The organism is Paraburkholderia sp. USG1 (genome assembly GCF_031570135.1).
Taxonomy (GTDB): domain Bacteria; phylum Pseudomonadota; class Gammaproteobacteria; order Burkholderiales; family Burkholderiaceae; genus Paraburkholderia; species Paraburkholderia dioscoreae.
In genome coordinates, this window is record NZ_JAMWXW010000009.1 from 173,517 (window position 1) to 188,811 (window position 15,295).

Genomic DNA, 15,295 nt, shown 5'->3' on the forward strand with positions numbered 1-15,295 from the left:
TTTCGCTGGACTTCCGGATCCGTCATGCCCGATCTGATTCACAACCTCGAAGCGGTGCGGCAGCGCATCGCCACGGCCGCGCACGTGGCCGGACGCGATACGCGCTCGATCCATCTGCTCGCAGTCTCGAAGACTTTCCCCGCCGAAGACGTGCGCGCCGCCTACGGTGCCGGCCAGCGCGCGTTCGGCGAGAACTACGTGCAGGAAGCCATCACCAAGATCGAGGCGCTCGCCGATCTGCGCGCCACGATCGAATGGCATTTCATCGGCCCCTTGCAATCGAACAAGACGCGCCCCGTCGCCGAACATTTCGACTGGGTGCACTCGGTCGATCGGCTGAAGATCGCGCAGCGGCTCTCGGAGCAGCGCCCGGACAATCTGCCGCCGCTGAACGTGTGTCTGCAGGTCAACATCAGCGGCGAGGCGTCGAAGAGCGGCGTGGGCATTGCCGAGGCGGCGCAGGTCGCGCAGGCGATCGCCGCACTGCCGAAGCTGAACCTGCGCGGCCTGATGGCGATTCCCGAACCGGCCGGCAGCATCGACGAGCAACGCGTGCCGCATCGACAGTTGCGTGAGCTGTTCGAGCGCCTGCGCGACGGCGGACTCGCGCTCGACACGCTGTCGATGGGCATGTCGAGCGACCTCGAGGCCGCCGTGCTGGAAGGCGCGACCATCGTGCGCGTGGGCACCGCGATCTTCGGCGCGCGAGATTACTCTAACTGAGCTTCGCGAACCTTTTCAGGCTCCGTAGGCTCTTCACGGCACTTCATCCGGAACATCATGAAAATTGCTTTTATCGGCGGTGGCAACATGGCCGCCGCGTTGATCGGCGGCCTCATCAAACGTGGCGTCGCACCCGCTGACCTCTACGCAATCGATCCCAACGAAGAGGCGCGCAAGCGCAATGAGCAGCAATTCGGCATCAGGACCGGCGTTGCCGCGGATGCCGCGCTGGCCGCGTACGACGCGGTCGTGCTGGCGGTGAAGCCGCAGATCCTGAAGAGCGTTGCGGAGGCGGTGGCGCCGCATCTGAGCGCGTCACAACTGGCCGTGAGCATCGTCGCCGGTATTCGCATGGGCGACATGTCGCGCTGGCTGAACGGTCACAGCCGTATCGTGCGCGTCATGCCCAATACGCCGGCGTTGATCGGCATGGGCGTGACCGGTCTCGTGGCAACTGGCAGCGTGGACGACGCGGGCCGCGCGCTCGCGTCGCAAGTGCTGGGCGCGGTCGGCGAAACGGTCTGGTTCGACGACGAAGCGAAGATCGACGCCGTCACCGCAATCTCGGGCAGCGGACCCGCCTACGTGTTCTATTTCATCGAAGCGTTGCAGGAAGCCGCCCGCCAGCTCGGCATGGATGAAGCGCAGGGCCGTGCGCTCGCCGTAGCGACCTTCACCGGCGCGGCGCAACTGGCGGCGAATTCCGACGAGCCACCGGGCGTGCTGCGCGAACGCGTGACGTCGAAGGGCGGCACGACGGCGGCGGCGCTGGCGTCGTTCGACGCGAGCGGCATCAAGGATGCGATCGTGCGCGGCGCGCTCGCCGCCGATGCTCGCGCGCGGGAAATGGGCGACGAATTCGGCAAGCAGTAAGCGCGCAGGCAGCACAGTAGAACTGAACGCCGCGGCGCTTCGATTCAGGCCGCTGCGGCGTTAGCGATAAAGATACGCAAAGCCCCGCGGAAAAATCAGAACCAAGTCGCCGCGTAATGCGCGGCGATGCCGACGAACAGCGCGCCGCCGAGCCAGTTGTTATGCCGGAACGCGGCGAAGCACGCCATCCGTTCGCGATTGCGGATCAGCGTGTAGTGATAGATCGCACAGCCCGCAGCAGCCGCCCATCCTAGCCAGTACAGCACGCCGAAATCGAGCAGCACGCCGATACCCACGTAGATCCCCAGCGTCACCGCGTAGCAGAGCATGATCGCGGCCACGTCGAAGCGGCCGAACGTCAGCGCCGAAGTGCGGATGCCGATCTTGATGTCGTCGTCGCGATCGACCATCGCGTATTCGGTGTCGTACGCCACCGACCAGAACACATTGGCCAGCAGCATCACCCACGCGAGCATCGGCACGTGGTTCTGAATCGCGGCGAACGCCATAGGAATGCCGAAACCGAACGCGATGCCCAGATAAGCTTGCGGAATGGCGAAGAACCGCTTGGTGAACGGATACGAACCGGCAACGAAGAGCGCCGCCACCGAGAGCTCTTTGGTCAGCGTATTCAGCGGCAGGATCAGCAGAAATGCCAGCAACGACAACGCGGCCGCCAGCGCCACCGCTTCCCACGCCCTGATCTTGCCCGAGGTGATCGGACGGTTCTCCGTGCGCTTCACATAGCGATCGAAATCGCGATCGGCGTAGTCGTTGATCGCGCAACCCGCCGAGCGCATCAGCACCGTGCCCACCGTGAAGATCACCAGCAGCGGCAACGACGGGCGACCGTCCGACGCGATCCACAGCGCGTTGAGCGTCGGCCATAGCAGCAGCAGGCTGCCGATCGGCTTGTCCATGCGCACGAGGCGCAGATACAGGGGAAGTCGGGCGAACATGGGCGGAGTCGGTGAAAGTGCGAGACGGTGCGGCTATTTTACGGGATGCGGGCGGCGGCCAGCCCCGACGCAAGCAAGTCGGAAAGCCTGCGCCGAAAAAAAGCCTCCCGCGCAGGGAGGCTCTGTTTGCATGACATCTCAACGCCGGCCGCCGGAACGACGCGCTACGCTGAAATCCGGGCGAGGCGCCCGGTGCGCTTGATACGCTTGATGCTTAAGCCAGCATCGAGCGCAGCATCCACGCGGTCTTTTCGTGCGTTTGCATGCGTTGCGTCAGCAGGTCGGCGGTCGGCTCGTCGTTGGCGGCTTCCGTCGACGGGAAAATCGCGCGTGCGGTACGCACCACGGCTTCCTGACCTTCCACCAGCTGGCGGATCATTTCTTCCGCCGCCGGCACGCCGTCCGCTTCCGGAATCGACGACAACCTGGCGAATTCCTTGTAGCTGCCCGGCGCATGCACGCCCAGCGCGCGAATCCGTTCAGCGATCGAATCGACCGCGAGCGCCAGCTCGTTGTACTGCGTTTCGAACATCAGGTGCAGCGTGTTGAACATCGGACCCGTCACGTTCCAGTGGAAGTTATGGGTCTTCAGGTACAGCGTATAGGTGTCGGCGAGCAGGCGCGACAGACCTTCTGCAATCTTCTTGCGATCCTTGTCGCTGATCCCGATATTGACGTGCTGTACCGCTGCTGAGGCTTCTTTTTTGGCCATGATGACTCCTTTGAAGAGTGATACGAACCGGTCGGCAAGTGACGGTCTGCGGATAGCAAACCCGGCATATCGAACGCCCGACAGTTTAGCTTAGAAAGCTGCCGCGCCCGTATGACGCGTGGCCACTTGCCGCACCCGCGGCATCGCCTGCATCAACCGCCCAGTGCGTGTTGCAGCGCTTGCGCGGCGATCACTGCGAGCCCGCTCGTGACGATCGCAAAACCCACTGCCTTACGCGCCATCAAAGCGTACTGCTGCTGCGCGCCGCGTGCGGCTGAAGTGCCGCCCAGCGTGGCCATCATTATCTGCATCATGATCGTGCTCCTTCGGTTCATATCGATACCGGCGGGACGCAGATGCGCCCCGCTTTGCTGCATCAGTTCAACTGCTCGATGCGGCTTACTTGCTCTCGCCTTCCGCGAGCCTGGCGATCGCGGCGATCGCGCCTTCCGCGTATGCCGGATCGGCGCGGCGGAAATGCTCGATCTGACGCGCCACGATCTCCTGCGGCACACCGTTGATATGGCGTGCGATGTTGCCGAACAGACGCTCGCGCTGAGCCGCATCGAAGAGCGCAAACAGCATGCCCGGCTGCGTGTAGTAGTCGTCGTCCAGACGATGATCGTAGCGATCCACCGCGCCCGCCGCGAGCGGCGGTTCGGATGCGTTGGCGTCCTGCGCGAAGTCACCGAAGCGATTCGGCTCGTAATTCACATTGCCGCCGAGGTTGCCGTCCGTGCGCATCGCGCCGTCGCGATGGAACGAATGCGGGCTCGCCACACGCGACGCGTTCACCGGAATCTGGTGGTGATTCACGCCAAGGCGATAGCGCTGCGTGTCGCCATACGAGAACAGACGCCCTTGCAACAGACGATCCGGCGAGAAGCCGATACCCGGCACCACGTTAGCCGGCGTGAACGCCGCCTGCTCCACGTCTGCGAAATAGTTGGCCGCATTGCGATTCAACTCGATCGTGCCGACGTCGATCAACGGATAGTCCTTCTGCGACCATACTTTCGTGATGTCGAACGGATTGAAGCGATACGTGGCGGCTTCCGCTTCGGGCATCACCTGAATGGCGAAGCGCCATTTCGGGAAGTTGCCCTGGTCGATGTTCATGAGCAGATCGCGTTGCGCGCTTTCACGATCTTGCGCGACCACTTGTGCCGCTTCCGCATCGGTAAAGTTCTCGATGCCTTGCATCGATTTGAAGTGGAACTTCACCCAGAAACGCTCGTTTTTGGCGTTGATGAACGAGTACGTGTGCGAGCCGAAGCCGTGCATCTGACGGAAATTCTGCGGAATCCCGCGGTCGCTCATCAGAATCGTCACCTGATGCAGCGACTCCGGATGACGCGACCAGAAATCCCACGCGGCCACATTGCTGCGCATGTTGGTGTACGGGTCGCGTTTTTGCGTGTGAATGAAGTCCGGAAACTTCAGCGGATCGCGGATAAAGAACACCGGCGTGTTGTTGCCCACCACGTCCCAGTTGCCCTCTTCCGTGTAGAACTTGATCGAGAAGCCGCGCACGTCGCGTTCGGCGTCGGCCGCGCCGCGCTCGCCGGCAACCGTCGAAAAGCGCATGAACAGCGGTGTTTCCTTGCCGGCTTGCGCGAACACCTTCGCCTTCGTGTAGCGCGAGATATCGTGCGTGACCTTCAGCGTGCCGAAAGCGCCCGAGCCTTTGGCGTGAACACGGCGTTCCGGAATCACTTCGCGGTCGAAGTGAGCGAGTTTTTCGAGCAGCCAGACGTCTTGCAGAACAACCGGACCGCGCGCGCCGGCGGTCATCGAATTCTGGTTGTCGGCGACGGGGGCACCGGCGGCATTGGTGAGCTTACGTTCGGACATGCGTGACTCCTGGATGGCTTTTTGTGGGAACAGAGTGTTGGGAGAGGCGCGGCGCACTGATGTCAGAGGCTCACGCGTCAAGCGTGACGCATCATGCGGACAAGGCCCGATCGACCAGCAGGGACAACGCGACGGTCCGCACACTGAGCATCGACATGGCGAAGCCACCGGACGCGGCGGCCGGTTGAGCGGCGAGAGCCTGGACTTGCTGCGGGTTCGATTGCGTCATGATTTCCTCCGGGTCTTGTGGGATCGGGCGATCCATGGAGGACACTATAACAACGCTATTGATGTGACGTGTTTGATTAATTTTATCTATTCGATAGGGGTTGCGACTATCGACGCCTAATGGGCGCCGGACCGGTTGCTGCCTGGGGATACGCAGCGAACCGGCCGGATGCAGGTGCGACCGTTAATTGACGGCGACGGGCAAGTCGAGCTTCCTGACGCCCGGCAGATCGCAGGCGTTGATGGCGTCGCAAATGGCGTCGATAGCGGGCATGCGCGTGAAGCTCTTGCGCCAGGCCAGCACAACGCGGCGATCCGGCACGGGTTCGTCGAAAGCGACATAGCTGAGCAGCCCGGCGTCGATGCCGCCGGCGTGCGGCTTGACTTCGTGCACCGACATGCGCGGCAGCACGGTAATGCCGACGCCGCTTGCCACCATATGACGAATGGTTTCCAGCGACGAGCCCTCGAAGGTCTTCTGGATGCCGTCCGCGTTTTGCGAAAAGCGCATCAGTTCCGGGCAGACGCCCAGCACGTGATCACGGAAACAGTGACCGCTGCCGAGCAGCAGCATGGTTTCCTGCTTCAGATCGTCGGCGTCGATTTTCTGGCGGTTTTCCCAGGCGTGGCCGGACGGCAGCGCGACCACGAAGGGTTCGTCGTACAGCGGGCGCAGCATCAGACCGGTTTCCGGAAACGGGAGCGCCATGATGGCGACGTCGATTTCGCCTTGTTTGAGCAGCTCGATCAGCTTGAGCGTGTAATTTTCCTGCAGCATCAGGGGCATTTGCGGGACGCGCCTGATCATCTGCTTGACGAGCGTGGGCAGCAGGTACGGCCCGATCGTGTAGATGACGCCGAGGCGCAGCGGCCCGACCAGCGGGTCTTTGCCCTGTTTGGCGATTTCCTTGATGGCGAGCGTCTGTTCGAGGACACGTTGAGCTTGCGTGACGATCTGTTCGCCGATCGGCGTGACGCTCACTTCGCTGGTGCCGCGCTCGAAGATCTGGACGTTGAGCTCGTCTTCGAGCTTCTTGATGGCCACCGACAAAGTCGGCTGGCTGACGAAACACGCTTCGGCGGCCCGGCCGAAGTGCCGCTCGCGGGCAACCGCGACGATGTATTTCAGTTCGGTGAGGGTCATTGGGGGACCAATCAGTGCGATGAGTTTGATAGGTTCTAGTTATACACCTATAGGGTCGGTTCGCCAACTTTTTGGGGAGTGGGGGGCGCAGGTAAAAGAGCCCCCAAACCTCACGCCTTCAAATACTGCTCCCGCGCCCCCAACCACCGCGCCAGATGCTGCATCACCACCTCCGGATATTTCTCCAGCAAAGCAGCCGCCGCCTCCCGCGCAGGCTCAATCAGCCACTGATCATTCTCGAGATCCGCAAACCTGAGCATAGCCGCGCCCGATTGCCGCGCCCCCAAAAACTCCCCCGGCCCACGAATCTCCAGATCCCGCCTGGCGATCTCAAAACCATCGGTCGTCTCACGCATGGTCTGAAGCCGCGCCCGCGCAGTCATCGACAAAGGCCCGGTGTAAAGCAGCACGCAAACCGAAGCCGCACTCCCGCGCCCCACCCGCCCGCGCAACTGGTGCAATTGCGCAAGCCCAAACCGCTCGGCATGCTCGATCACCATCAACGACGCATTCGGCACATCAACGCCCACTTCGATCACAGTGGTCGCCACCAGCAACTGCACTTCGTTGCGAGTAAACGCATCCATCACAGCCGCTTTTTCAGCCGGCGCAAGCCGCCCATGCACGAGACCGACATTCAGCTCGGGCAACGCGGCCACCAGCGTCTCGTAAGTTTCGACCGCGGTCTGCAACTGCAACGTCTCACTTTCCTCGATCAACGGGCACACCCAGTACACCTGGCGCCCCGTCAATGCGGCCTCGCGTACACGCCCGATCACCTCCTCGCGCCGCGCGTCGGACACCAGCTTGGTCAGGATCGGCGTGCGCCCGGGCGGCAATTCGTCGATGGTCGAAACGTCGAGGTCGGCGTAATACGTCATCGCGAGCGTGCGCGGAATCGGCGTGGCCGACATCATCAATTGATGCGGCTGGAAGTCGCGCGCGCCGTCGGCGGCGTTCTGCGCCTTGGCGCGCAGGGCAAGCCGTTGCGCCACGCCGAAACGGTGCTGTTCGTCGACGATCACGAGCCCGAGGCGCGCGAACTCCACCGCGTCCTGAATGATCGCGTGCGTGCCGATCACGAGTTGCGCCGTGCCGAGCGCGGCGGCTTCGATCGCGGCGCGCTTTTCCCGGGTCTTCAGACTGCCGGCCAGCCACGCGACGCTCACGCCAAGCGGCTCCAGCCAGCCGCGCAACTTGCGTGCGTGCTGTTCGGCGAGAATTTCGGTCGGCGCCATGAGCGCGGCCTGATAGCCGGCGTCGATAGCCTGGGCCGCGGCCAGCGCGGCGACGATCGTCTTGCCGCTGCCGACGTCGCCCTGCAACAGCCGCTGCATCGGATGAGGCTGTGTCAGGTCGAGCGCGATCTCGCCGCCCACACGCTCCTGCGCCGCCGTCAGTGAAAACGGCAGCGCCTTCAGCAAGCGCGCCACCAGCGCGGATTCGTCGCCGAGCTTGCGGCGCGGCATGGCCGGCGCCGCGCGCGTGCGGCGCTCCTCGTGCGCGCGCTTGAGCGACATCTGCTGCGCAAGCAGTTCCTCGAACTTGATGCGCACCCAGGCCGGATGCGTGCCGTCGATCAACGCCGTCTCGTCGGACCGCACGCCCGGATGATGCAGCGTGCGCACGGCGTCCATCAGCGACGGCACGCCGAGCGGCTCCAACCACGTACGCGCGACCGGCTCGGGCAACAACTCCGGCAGCGAGGTGCGCGACAGCGCGTTGTCGATCGATTTGCGCAGATACGCCTGCGTCACGCCCGCCGTGCTGGGATAGACCGGCGTCAGCGCCTGCGGAAGCGGCGTGTCTTCGTCGACCACGCGCACGGCGGGATGCACCATCTCCATGCCGAAAAACCCGCCGCGCACGTCGCCGCGTACCCGCAGCCGCGCGCCGATCGCCATCTGCTTGACCTGCGAGCCATAGAAATTCAGGAAGCGCAGCACGAGTTCGTCGCCGGCGTCGTCGCGCAACTTCACCAGTAACTGGCGGCGCGGACGATAGGCGATCTCGTTGTCGAACACCACGCCTTCGGTCTGCGCAATGCCGCCGGGTAGCAGATGCCCGATCGGCGTCAGCGAGGTCTCGTCCTCGTAACGCATGGGCAGATGCAGGACCAGATCGATGTCGCGAGTCAGGCCGAGTTTGGCGAGCTTGTCGGCGGTTTTTTCGGCGGGTTTGGCGGCCGGCTTGTCTGTGGACTTCGTTGCGGGCTTGGTCGCCGATTTCGCGGCGGCTTTGGCGGCAGATTTGCCGGCGGGTTTGTCGCCGAATATGTTGTCCGGCTTGGCAGCCACCGGTTCGTCAGCCGGTTTGTCGGCCGGCTGGATGCCGAACTTGTCACCTTCACGCGCGGGCTTTTCGCCGTCCACCACCACACCCGCGCCAACGTCGCCCGCCTCCGCCGCGACCGTCTTGCCTCGCGAGACGCGGCGCCTGGGCTCGGCGCTCACTTCATCGTTGGCGGAGGGCAATCGGCGGTCGGACAAAGGCATGGGCTGCTTCGCAAGTACAATATCGGCTGTCAAAGGGTTCGCCGCCATACGGCGCGCACTCTCGCGGGCCGCTCAGGCGTCCCGCAATCATAGCCGCCCGGCTCCGGCTTCGGCTCAATTCAGTCTCAATTCGCTTCCAGTCGTTCGCATGTTGACGCTTTCCGATTTCGATTTCGATCTACCTCCCGAGCTGATCGCGCAAGTCGCGCTGCCCGAGCGCAGCGCCAGCCGTCTGCTCGAGGTGGACAACCCGGCCGGCGCCACCGGCCCGGCGCGCCTGATCGACCGCCGCTTTGCCGAGTTGCCCGACTGCATCGCAGCCGGCGACCTGCTGGTCTTCAACGATACCAAAGTCCTGAAAGCCCGCTTCCTCGGCCAGAAGGCTAGTGGCGGCAAGATCGAAGTGCTGGTGGAGCGCCTCACCGGCGAGCGCACGGCGCTCGCGCAGATTCGCGCGAGCAAGAGCCCGCAGCCCGGCGCCACGATCCGGCTGGCGGATGCTTTCGACGTCACGATCGGCGAGCGCGTCGAGCCGTTCTACACGCTGCATTTCCCCGGCGACTGCCTGACGCTGATCGAGCAATTCGGCCGCCTGCCGCTGCCGCCGTACATCGAGCACGATCCCGACGCGACCGACGAAACCCGCTATCAGACGGTATTCGCGCAAAATCCCGGCGCCGTCGCAGCGCCGACCGCCGGCCTGCATTTCGACGAGGCGCTGCTCGCGCGCCTCGACGCCCGCGGCGTGGAGCGCGCGACGCTGACGCTGCATGTCGGCGCTGGCACGTTCCAGCCAGTGCGGGTTGAAAACCTCGCCGAGCACAAGATGCATAGCGAGTGGTATCACCTGCCGCAATCGCTCGCCGACAAGATCGGGGCGACCCGCGCGCGCGGCAACCGCGTGATCGCGGTGGGCACGACCTCGATGCGCGCGCTCGAAGCCGCCGCGCGCGACGCCGAAGCCGCAGGCCGGCCGCTTGCCGCCGCCAGCACGGAAACCGACATTTTCATCACGCCGGGCTATCGATTCCGCGTGGTCGACCGGCTGGTGACCAATTTCCATTTGCCCAAGTCGACGTTGCTGATGCTGGTATCGGCGTTCGCCGGCGTCGAGACGATTCGCGAGGCGTACCGCCACGCGATCGAAGCGCGTTACCGCTTCTTCAGTTACGGCGACGCAATGCTGCTTACGCGGCGTGACGCGTGACGCGCGACACAGGTCAAAGCCGCCTCGAGGTTTTCGTCGTTCCCTCTGCCGCCGCGAACCTGCCGGCGGCGTTCAACATTTGCGCCGGACTGTTCTCCGGTTGCACAGGAGTTATTTCATGACCGACGGTCATCTGTCGCAAGACGCGACCCACGAGCGTCCCGAAAACGGCCTCAAATTCGAACTGCTCGGCGTCGACGGCCAGGCCCGCCGTGGCCGCGTCGCCCTGAACCACGGCGTAGTGGAAACGCCGATCTTCATGCCGGTCGGCACCTACGGCACCGTGAAGGCCGTGCAGCCGCGCGAGCTCGAAGAAATGCATGCGCAGATCATCCTCGGCAACACTTTCCACCTGTGGCTGCGTCCGGGTCTGGAAACGATCGAGGCGCACGGCGGCCTGCATGGCTTCATGGGCTGGAAAAAGCCGATCCTCACCGACTCGGGCGGCTTCCAGGTATTCTCGCTCGGCGATCTGCGCAAAATCACCGAAGATGGCGTCACGTTCGCGTCGCCGATCAACGGCGACAAGCTTTTCCTGTCGCCCGAAGTGTCGATGCAGATCCAGAAAGTGCTGAACTCGGACATCGTCATGCAATTCGACGAATGCACGCCGTACGCGACCAATAACGTGCCGACCTCGCACAAGGAAGCGGCCGATTCCATGCGTATGTCGATGCGCTGGGCGCAGCGCTCCATCGACGAATTCAACCGGCTGGGCAATCCGAACGCGCTGTTCGGCATCGTTCAGGGCGGCATGTTCGAAGACCTGCGCGACGAGTCGCTGGCGGGGCTCGCGGAGAAGGATTTCCACGGTCTGGCGATCGGCGGCCTGTCGGTCGGCGAGCCGAAGGAAGACATGATGCGCGTGCTGAACCACATCGGCCCGAAGCTGCCCGCCAACAAGCCGCACTACCTGATGGGCGTCGGCACGCCGGAAGACCTGGTGGCGGGCGTCGCCGCCGGCGTCGACATGTTCGACTGCGTGATGCCGACCCGCAACGCGCGCAACGGCTGGCTCTTCACGCGTTTCGGCGACATCAAGATCCGCAACGCCGCGCACAAGAATTCGCTACGCCCGCTCGACGAGCAATGCGGCTGCTACACGTGTCGAAATTTCACTCGCGGCTACCTGCATCATCTGCATCGTGTAGGGGAAATCCTCGGTGCGCAGTTGAACACGATCCACAACCTGCACTACTACCTGGAACTGATGCAGGAAATCCGCGACGCGATCGACGCGAAAATGTTCGAGCCCTTCCGCAAACGCTTTCACGAGAACCGCGCGCGCGGCACCGCCGAGGCGCCGTGACGGCGCGGGGTAAAGGATTCAGCCGAAGAATCCGTCGGCCTCGCCAAGAAAACCTTACAATTAACTTTCGCGGACGGCGGTAAAGATGGCAAAGCAGGCTTTAAACGGTTGATCGCAAAGCCGATTCGCCGCGCCGACGCGCGTCAGGCCGGTGGTAGAATAACCGGCTGATTTTTTTGATCGTTTTGACTTATAACGGAGAGACCAACGTGTCGTTCATTTCCAATGCCTTCGCCCAAGGCACAGCAACAGGTGGCATTGAATCGAACCTGATGAGCTTCCTGCCGCTGATCCTGATGTTCGGCGTGCTGTACTTCATCATGATTCGCCCGCAAATGAAGCGCCAGAAGGAACATCGCAACATGCTCGCCGCCATGGCCAAGGGTGACGAAGTGGTGACGAACGGCGGCATCGTCGGCAAGGTGACCAAGGTGGGCGAAGCTTACGTCGGCGTCGAAATCTCGGAAGGCACGGAAATCACCGTGCAGAAAGCGTCGGTCACGACGATTCTCCCGAAGGGCACGATCAAGTCGCTGTAAGGCCTGCTCTCTCGCGTCCGGCGCGGCCTCGCCGGCGGTTCTCGCGGAACAACGCCGAATCGCCCGCGCTCATCGCCGGACGCATCGCTTCCAAGCCAACCTTCCCGTTGGACCACTCATGAATCGTTACCCCCTCTGGAAATATGCCGTGATGCTGGTGGCTCTGGTCATCGGCCTCGTGTACACGCTGCCCAACCTGTTCGGCGAAGCGCCGGCGGTGCAGGTGTCGAGCGGCAAGGCAACGGTCAAGCTCGACTCGACCACGCTGTCGGCTGTCGAAGCCGCGCTCGCCGCGAATCAGATCAAGCCGGACGACGTCACGTTCGACAACTCGGCGACCAACGCGAACATCCGCGTGCGTCTGCCGGACACCGACACGCAATTGCGCGTGAAGGATCTGCTGCAGAAGTCGCTGAACAGCGACCCGAGCGACCCGCAGTTCATCGTCGCGCTGAATCTGCAAAGCGCGTCGCCGCGCTGGCTGACCGCCTTGCATGCGCTGCCGATGTACCTTGGCCTCGATCTGCGCGGCGGCGTCCACTTCCTGCTGCAGGTCGACATGGCCGGCGCGCTGAACAAGAAGCTCGATTCGGACGCTTCGGACGCGCGCACGCTGCTGCGTGACAACAACATCCGCGACGGCGGCGTGAATCGCGTCAACCAGACGGTGGTGATCAATTTCGCCGACCAGGCGACGGCGGACAACGCATCGAAGCAACTGGGCCGCAGCATCAGCGAGCTCCAGTGGGCCTCGCAAACCAGCCCGGACGGCGGCGTGCAACTGGTCGGCACGTTCACGCCGACAGTGCAGAGAGCCGTGCAGGACGCCGCGCTCAAGCAGAACATCACCACGCTGCATAACCGCGTGAACGAACTCGGCGTGGCCGAGCCGGTGATCCAGCAACAAGGCTCCGATCGTATCGTGGTCGAACTGCCGGGCGTGCAGGACACGGCGAAGGCAAAAGACATCATCGGCCGTACGGCAACGCTCGAAGCGCGCCTCGCCGATCCGGTCAACACACATCCGAATCCGTCCGATCCGGTGCCCCCCGGCGACGAACTGTTCACGCAAGGCAACCAGACGCCGGTGCTGCTGCGCAAGCAGATCATCTTCACGGGCGACCGGATTATCGACGCGTCGGCGGGCTTCGACGAGCATCAACGTCCTTCCGTCAACATCCGTCTGGATTCGGCCGGCGGCCGTGCCGTCGCCAGCGTGTCGCGCGACAACATCGGCAAGCCGATGGCCATGGTGCTGTTCGAAAAGGGCAAGGGCGAAGTGCTGACGGTGGCGACCATCCAGTCTGAACTGGGCGACCGTTTCCAGATCACCGGCCAGGCCACGCCGCAAGGCGCCGCCGACCTCGCGCTGCTGCTGCGCGCCGGTTCGCTGGCCGCGCCGATGGACATCATCGAAGAACGCACGATCGGCCCGAGCCTCGGCGCGGACAACATCAGGAAGGGCTTCCACTCGGTGGTGTGGGGCTTCGCGGCGATCGCCGTCTTCATGATCGCGTACTACATGCTGTTCGGCGTGATCTCCATGATCGGCCTGTCGGTCAACCTGCTGCTGCTGATCGCCGTGCTGTCCATGCTGCAGGCCACGCTCACCTTGCCGGGTATCGCCGCTATCGCGCTCGCGCTCGGTATGGCGATCGACGCCAACGTGCTGATCAACGAGCGGGTGCGCGAGGAACTGCGCAACGGCGCGCCGCCGCAACTGGCCATCCAGAACGGCTACGCGCATGCCTGGGCAACGATTCTCGACTCGAACGTCACCACGCTGATCGCCGGTATCGCGCTGCTCGCGTTCGGCTCAGGGCCGGTGCGCGGCTTTGCGATCGTGCACTGTATCGGCATTCTGACGTCGATGTTCTCGGCCGTGTTCTTCTCGCGCGGCATCGTCAACCTCTGGTACGGCGGCAAGAAGAAGCTGAAGTCGCTCGCCATCGGCCAGGTGTGGCGTCCGGATACGGCGCCCGCAGGCTCGGCCGCTTACCTCGGTAGCGAAGACGCCTCCACCGACACCGCGCAAGCCGTCGCCGCGGTCGCCGCCAAGCCGTCGAAGGCCAAGGCAGCGGTTGCGCAGGCACGTGCCGGCAAGCCGACCGTGCGCCGCCGCAATGGGCCGGGTTCTTCGCCGGGTTCCTCGCCGGGTTCTTCGAATACGCCGCAGAAACCGGGTTCATCCCGCTGAGTCCCGGAGAAAACAAGACCATGGAATTTTTCCGTTTCCGCAAAGACATTCCGTTCATGCAGCGCGCGTTGATTTTCAACGCCATCTCGCTGCTGACGTTCCTTGCTGCTGTGTTCTTCCTGCTGCATCGCGGGCTGCATCTGTCGGTGGAGTTCACCGGCGGTACGGTTATCGAAGTGCAGTATCCGGGCACCGCGCCGCTCGAGCCTGTACGCGGCACGCTGGGCAAACTCGGTTACGCCGACGCCCAGGTGCAGAACTTCGGCACCTCGCGCGACGTGCTGATCCGTCTGCCGCTCAAAAAGGGCTATACGTCCGCGCAGCAGAGCGATCAGGTGATGACCGCGCTGAAGGCCGACACCCCGCAGGTGCAACTGCAGCGTGTCGAGTTCGTCGGCCCGCAGGTCGGCAAGGAACTCGCTACAGACGGCCTGCTCGCGCTGGCCTGCGTGGTGGCCGGTATCGTGATCTACCTGTCGTTCCGTTTCGAATGGAAGTACGCGGTGGCCGGCGTGATTGCGAACTTGCACGACGTGGTGATCATTCTCGGCTTCTTCGCGTTCTTCCAGTGGGAGTTCTCGCTGTCGGTGCTGGCCGCCGTGCTCGCGGTGCTCGGCTACTCGGTGAACGAATCGGTCGTTATCTTCGACCGGATTCGCGAGACCTTCCGCCGCGAACGCAAGCTGACCGTGATCGAAGTCATCAACCACGCGATCACCAGCACGATGTCGCGAACCATCATCACCCACGGCTGTACGCAGATGATGGTGCTGTCCATGTTCCTGTTCGGCGGCCCGACGCTGCACTACTTCGCTCTCGCGCTGACGGTCGGTATTCTGTTCGGTATTTACTCGTCGGTGTTCGTCGCCGCGGCGCTCGCCATGTGGTTCGGCGTGAAGCGCGAAGATCTGATCAAGGACAAGAAGGAACGCCCCGACGCGGACGATCCGAACGCAGGCGCGCAAGTCTGATCCTGTCGTAGCGTCAGACCTCGCAACAAAAAAGGCCGGTTCAATCACGAACCGGCCTTTTGCGTTTACCGCCGCCCTGCTCCG

Annotated in this window: 14 protein-coding genes; 7 read left to right on the top strand and 7 right to left on the bottom strand. The window is 63.6% G+C overall.

Features of this window, described 5'->3' with window-relative positions; genetic code table 11:
- Nucleotides 1-24: 24 nt before the first annotated feature.
- Together NE850_RS14605 and proC are read left to right on the top strand one after the other, a co-directional pair.
- Nucleotides 25-723, top strand: coding sequence for a YggS family pyridoxal phosphate-dependent enzyme (locus tag NE850_RS14605; protein ID WP_007179218.1), 699 nt, complete (start codon nucleotides 25-27; stop codon nucleotides 721-723).
- A 57-nt stretch (nucleotides 724-780) separates the two neighbouring features.
- Nucleotides 781-1,596, top strand: coding sequence for a pyrroline-5-carboxylate reductase (gene proC, locus NE850_RS14610; RefSeq protein WP_310698882.1), 816 nt, complete (start codon nucleotides 781-783; stop codon nucleotides 1,594-1,596).
- A 95-nt stretch (nucleotides 1,597-1,691) separates the two neighbouring features.
- Here the strand turns inward: proC and ubiA are convergent, their stop codons facing one another.
- The 7 genes from ubiA to recG all read right to left on the bottom strand — a co-directional run bounded on the left by ubiA (nucleotide 1,692) and on the right by recG (nucleotide 8,988).
- Entirely contained in the window at nucleotides 1,692-2,555 is an 864-nt protein-coding gene (gene ubiA / locus NE850_RS14615; protein WP_310698883.1) for a 4-hydroxybenzoate octaprenyltransferase, read from the bottom strand.
- Nucleotides 2,556-2,769: 214 nt separating this feature from the next.
- Complete coding sequence (locus NE850_RS14620; RefSeq protein ID WP_011486838.1) at nucleotides 2,770-3,267, bottom strand: Dps family protein; 498 nt, start codon at nucleotides 3,265-3,267, stop codon at nucleotides 2,770-2,772.
- Nucleotides 3,268-3,419: 152 nt separating this feature from the next.
- Complete coding sequence (locus tag NE850_RS14625; protein WP_310698884.1) at nucleotides 3,420-3,581, bottom strand: hypothetical protein; 162 nt, start codon at nucleotides 3,579-3,581, stop codon at nucleotides 3,420-3,422.
- 85 nt (nucleotides 3,582-3,666) lie between these two features.
- Nucleotides 3,667-5,121 carry a catalase gene (locus NE850_RS14630; protein WP_310698885.1) on the bottom strand — a complete coding sequence of 485 codons (1,455 nt, stop codon included), beginning with the start codon at nucleotides 5,119-5,121 and terminating at the stop codon, nucleotides 3,667-3,669.
- Nucleotides 5,122-5,212: 91 nt separating this feature from the next.
- On the bottom strand, nucleotides 5,213-5,350 hold the full coding sequence (locus NE850_RS14635) for a hypothetical protein (RefSeq protein ID WP_007179281.1): 138 nt from the start codon (nucleotides 5,348-5,350) through the stop codon (nucleotides 5,213-5,215).
- Nucleotides 5,351-5,533: 183 nt separating this feature from the next.
- Nucleotides 5,534-6,493 carry a LysR substrate-binding domain-containing protein gene (locus tag NE850_RS14640; RefSeq protein ID WP_007179282.1) on the bottom strand — a complete coding sequence of 320 codons (960 nt, stop codon included), beginning with the start codon at nucleotides 6,491-6,493 and terminating at the stop codon, nucleotides 5,534-5,536.
- A gap of 110 nt (nucleotides 6,494-6,603) precedes the next feature.
- Nucleotides 6,604-8,988 (bottom strand): ATP-dependent DNA helicase RecG, encoded by a 2,385-nt coding sequence (gene recG, locus NE850_RS14645; RefSeq protein ID WP_165184435.1) that lies wholly within the window; start codon nucleotides 8,986-8,988, stop codon nucleotides 6,604-6,606.
- Between the two features lie 148 nt (nucleotides 8,989-9,136).
- Between recG and queA the strand changes: the two genes are divergently transcribed.
- The 5 genes from queA (at nucleotide 9,137) to secF (ending at nucleotide 15,211) form a co-directional block, all read left to right on the top strand.
- On the top strand, nucleotides 9,137-10,195 hold the full coding sequence (queA, locus tag NE850_RS14650) for a tRNA preQ1(34) S-adenosylmethionine ribosyltransferase-isomerase QueA (RefSeq protein ID WP_007179284.1): 1,059 nt from the start codon (nucleotides 9,137-9,139) through the stop codon (nucleotides 10,193-10,195).
- Nucleotides 10,196-10,313: 118 nt separating this feature from the next.
- Nucleotides 10,314-11,504 carry a tRNA guanosine(34) transglycosylase Tgt gene (gene tgt / locus NE850_RS14655; protein WP_007179285.1) on the top strand — a complete coding sequence of 397 codons (1,191 nt, stop codon included), beginning with the start codon at nucleotides 10,314-10,316 and terminating at the stop codon, nucleotides 11,502-11,504.
- A 209-nt stretch (nucleotides 11,505-11,713) separates the two neighbouring features.
- A complete protein-coding gene (gene yajC, locus NE850_RS14660) occupies nucleotides 11,714-12,043 on the top strand; it encodes a preprotein translocase subunit YajC (RefSeq protein WP_007179286.1) in 330 nt (109 codons plus the stop codon).
- Nucleotides 12,044-12,161: 118 nt separating this feature from the next.
- Nucleotides 12,162-14,240 (top strand): protein translocase subunit SecD, encoded by a 2,079-nt coding sequence (secD, locus tag NE850_RS14665; RefSeq protein WP_007179287.1) that lies wholly within the window; start codon nucleotides 12,162-12,164, stop codon nucleotides 14,238-14,240.
- 20 nt (nucleotides 14,241-14,260) lie between these two features.
- Nucleotides 14,261-15,211 (top strand): protein translocase subunit SecF, encoded by a 951-nt coding sequence (gene secF / locus NE850_RS14670; protein ID WP_007179288.1) that lies wholly within the window; start codon nucleotides 14,261-14,263, stop codon nucleotides 15,209-15,211.
- The last annotated feature ends 84 nt before the right edge of the window (nucleotides 15,212-15,295 follow it).

Coding starts and splice junctions, on each gene's coding strand:
- NE850_RS14605 (WP_007179218.1), top strand. CDS start 25: ATGCCCGATCTGATTCACAACCTCGAAGCGGTGCGGCAGCGCATCGCC.
- proC (WP_310698882.1), top strand. CDS start 781: ATGAAAATTGCTTTTATCGGCGGTGGCAACATGGCCGCCGCGTTGATC.
- ubiA (WP_310698883.1), bottom strand. CDS start 2,555: ATGTTCGCCCGACTTCCCCTGTATCTGCGCCTCGTGCGCATGGACAAG.
- NE850_RS14620 (WP_011486838.1), bottom strand. CDS start 3,267: ATGGCCAAAAAAGAAGCCTCAGCAGCGGTACAGCACGTCAATATCGGG.
- NE850_RS14625 (WP_310698884.1), bottom strand. CDS start 3,581: ATGATGCAGATAATGATGGCCACGCTGGGCGGCACTTCAGCCGCACGC.
- NE850_RS14630 (WP_310698885.1), bottom strand. CDS start 5,121: ATGTCCGAACGTAAGCTCACCAATGCCGCCGGTGCCCCCGTCGCCGAC.
- NE850_RS14635 (WP_007179281.1), bottom strand. CDS start 5,350: ATGACGCAATCGAACCCGCAGCAAGTCCAGGCTCTCGCCGCTCAACCG.
- NE850_RS14640 (WP_007179282.1), bottom strand. CDS start 6,493: ATGACCCTCACCGAACTGAAATACATCGTCGCGGTTGCCCGCGAGCGG.
- recG (WP_165184435.1), bottom strand. CDS start 8,988: ATGCCTTTGTCCGACCGCCGATTGCCCTCCGCCAACGATGAAGTGAGC.
- queA (WP_007179284.1), top strand. CDS start 9,137: ATGTTGACGCTTTCCGATTTCGATTTCGATCTACCTCCCGAGCTGATC.
- tgt (WP_007179285.1), top strand. CDS start 10,314: ATGACCGACGGTCATCTGTCGCAAGACGCGACCCACGAGCGTCCCGAA.
- secD (WP_007179287.1), top strand. CDS start 12,162: ATGAATCGTTACCCCCTCTGGAAATATGCCGTGATGCTGGTGGCTCTG.
- secF (WP_007179288.1), top strand. CDS start 14,261: ATGGAATTTTTCCGTTTCCGCAAAGACATTCCGTTCATGCAGCGCGCG.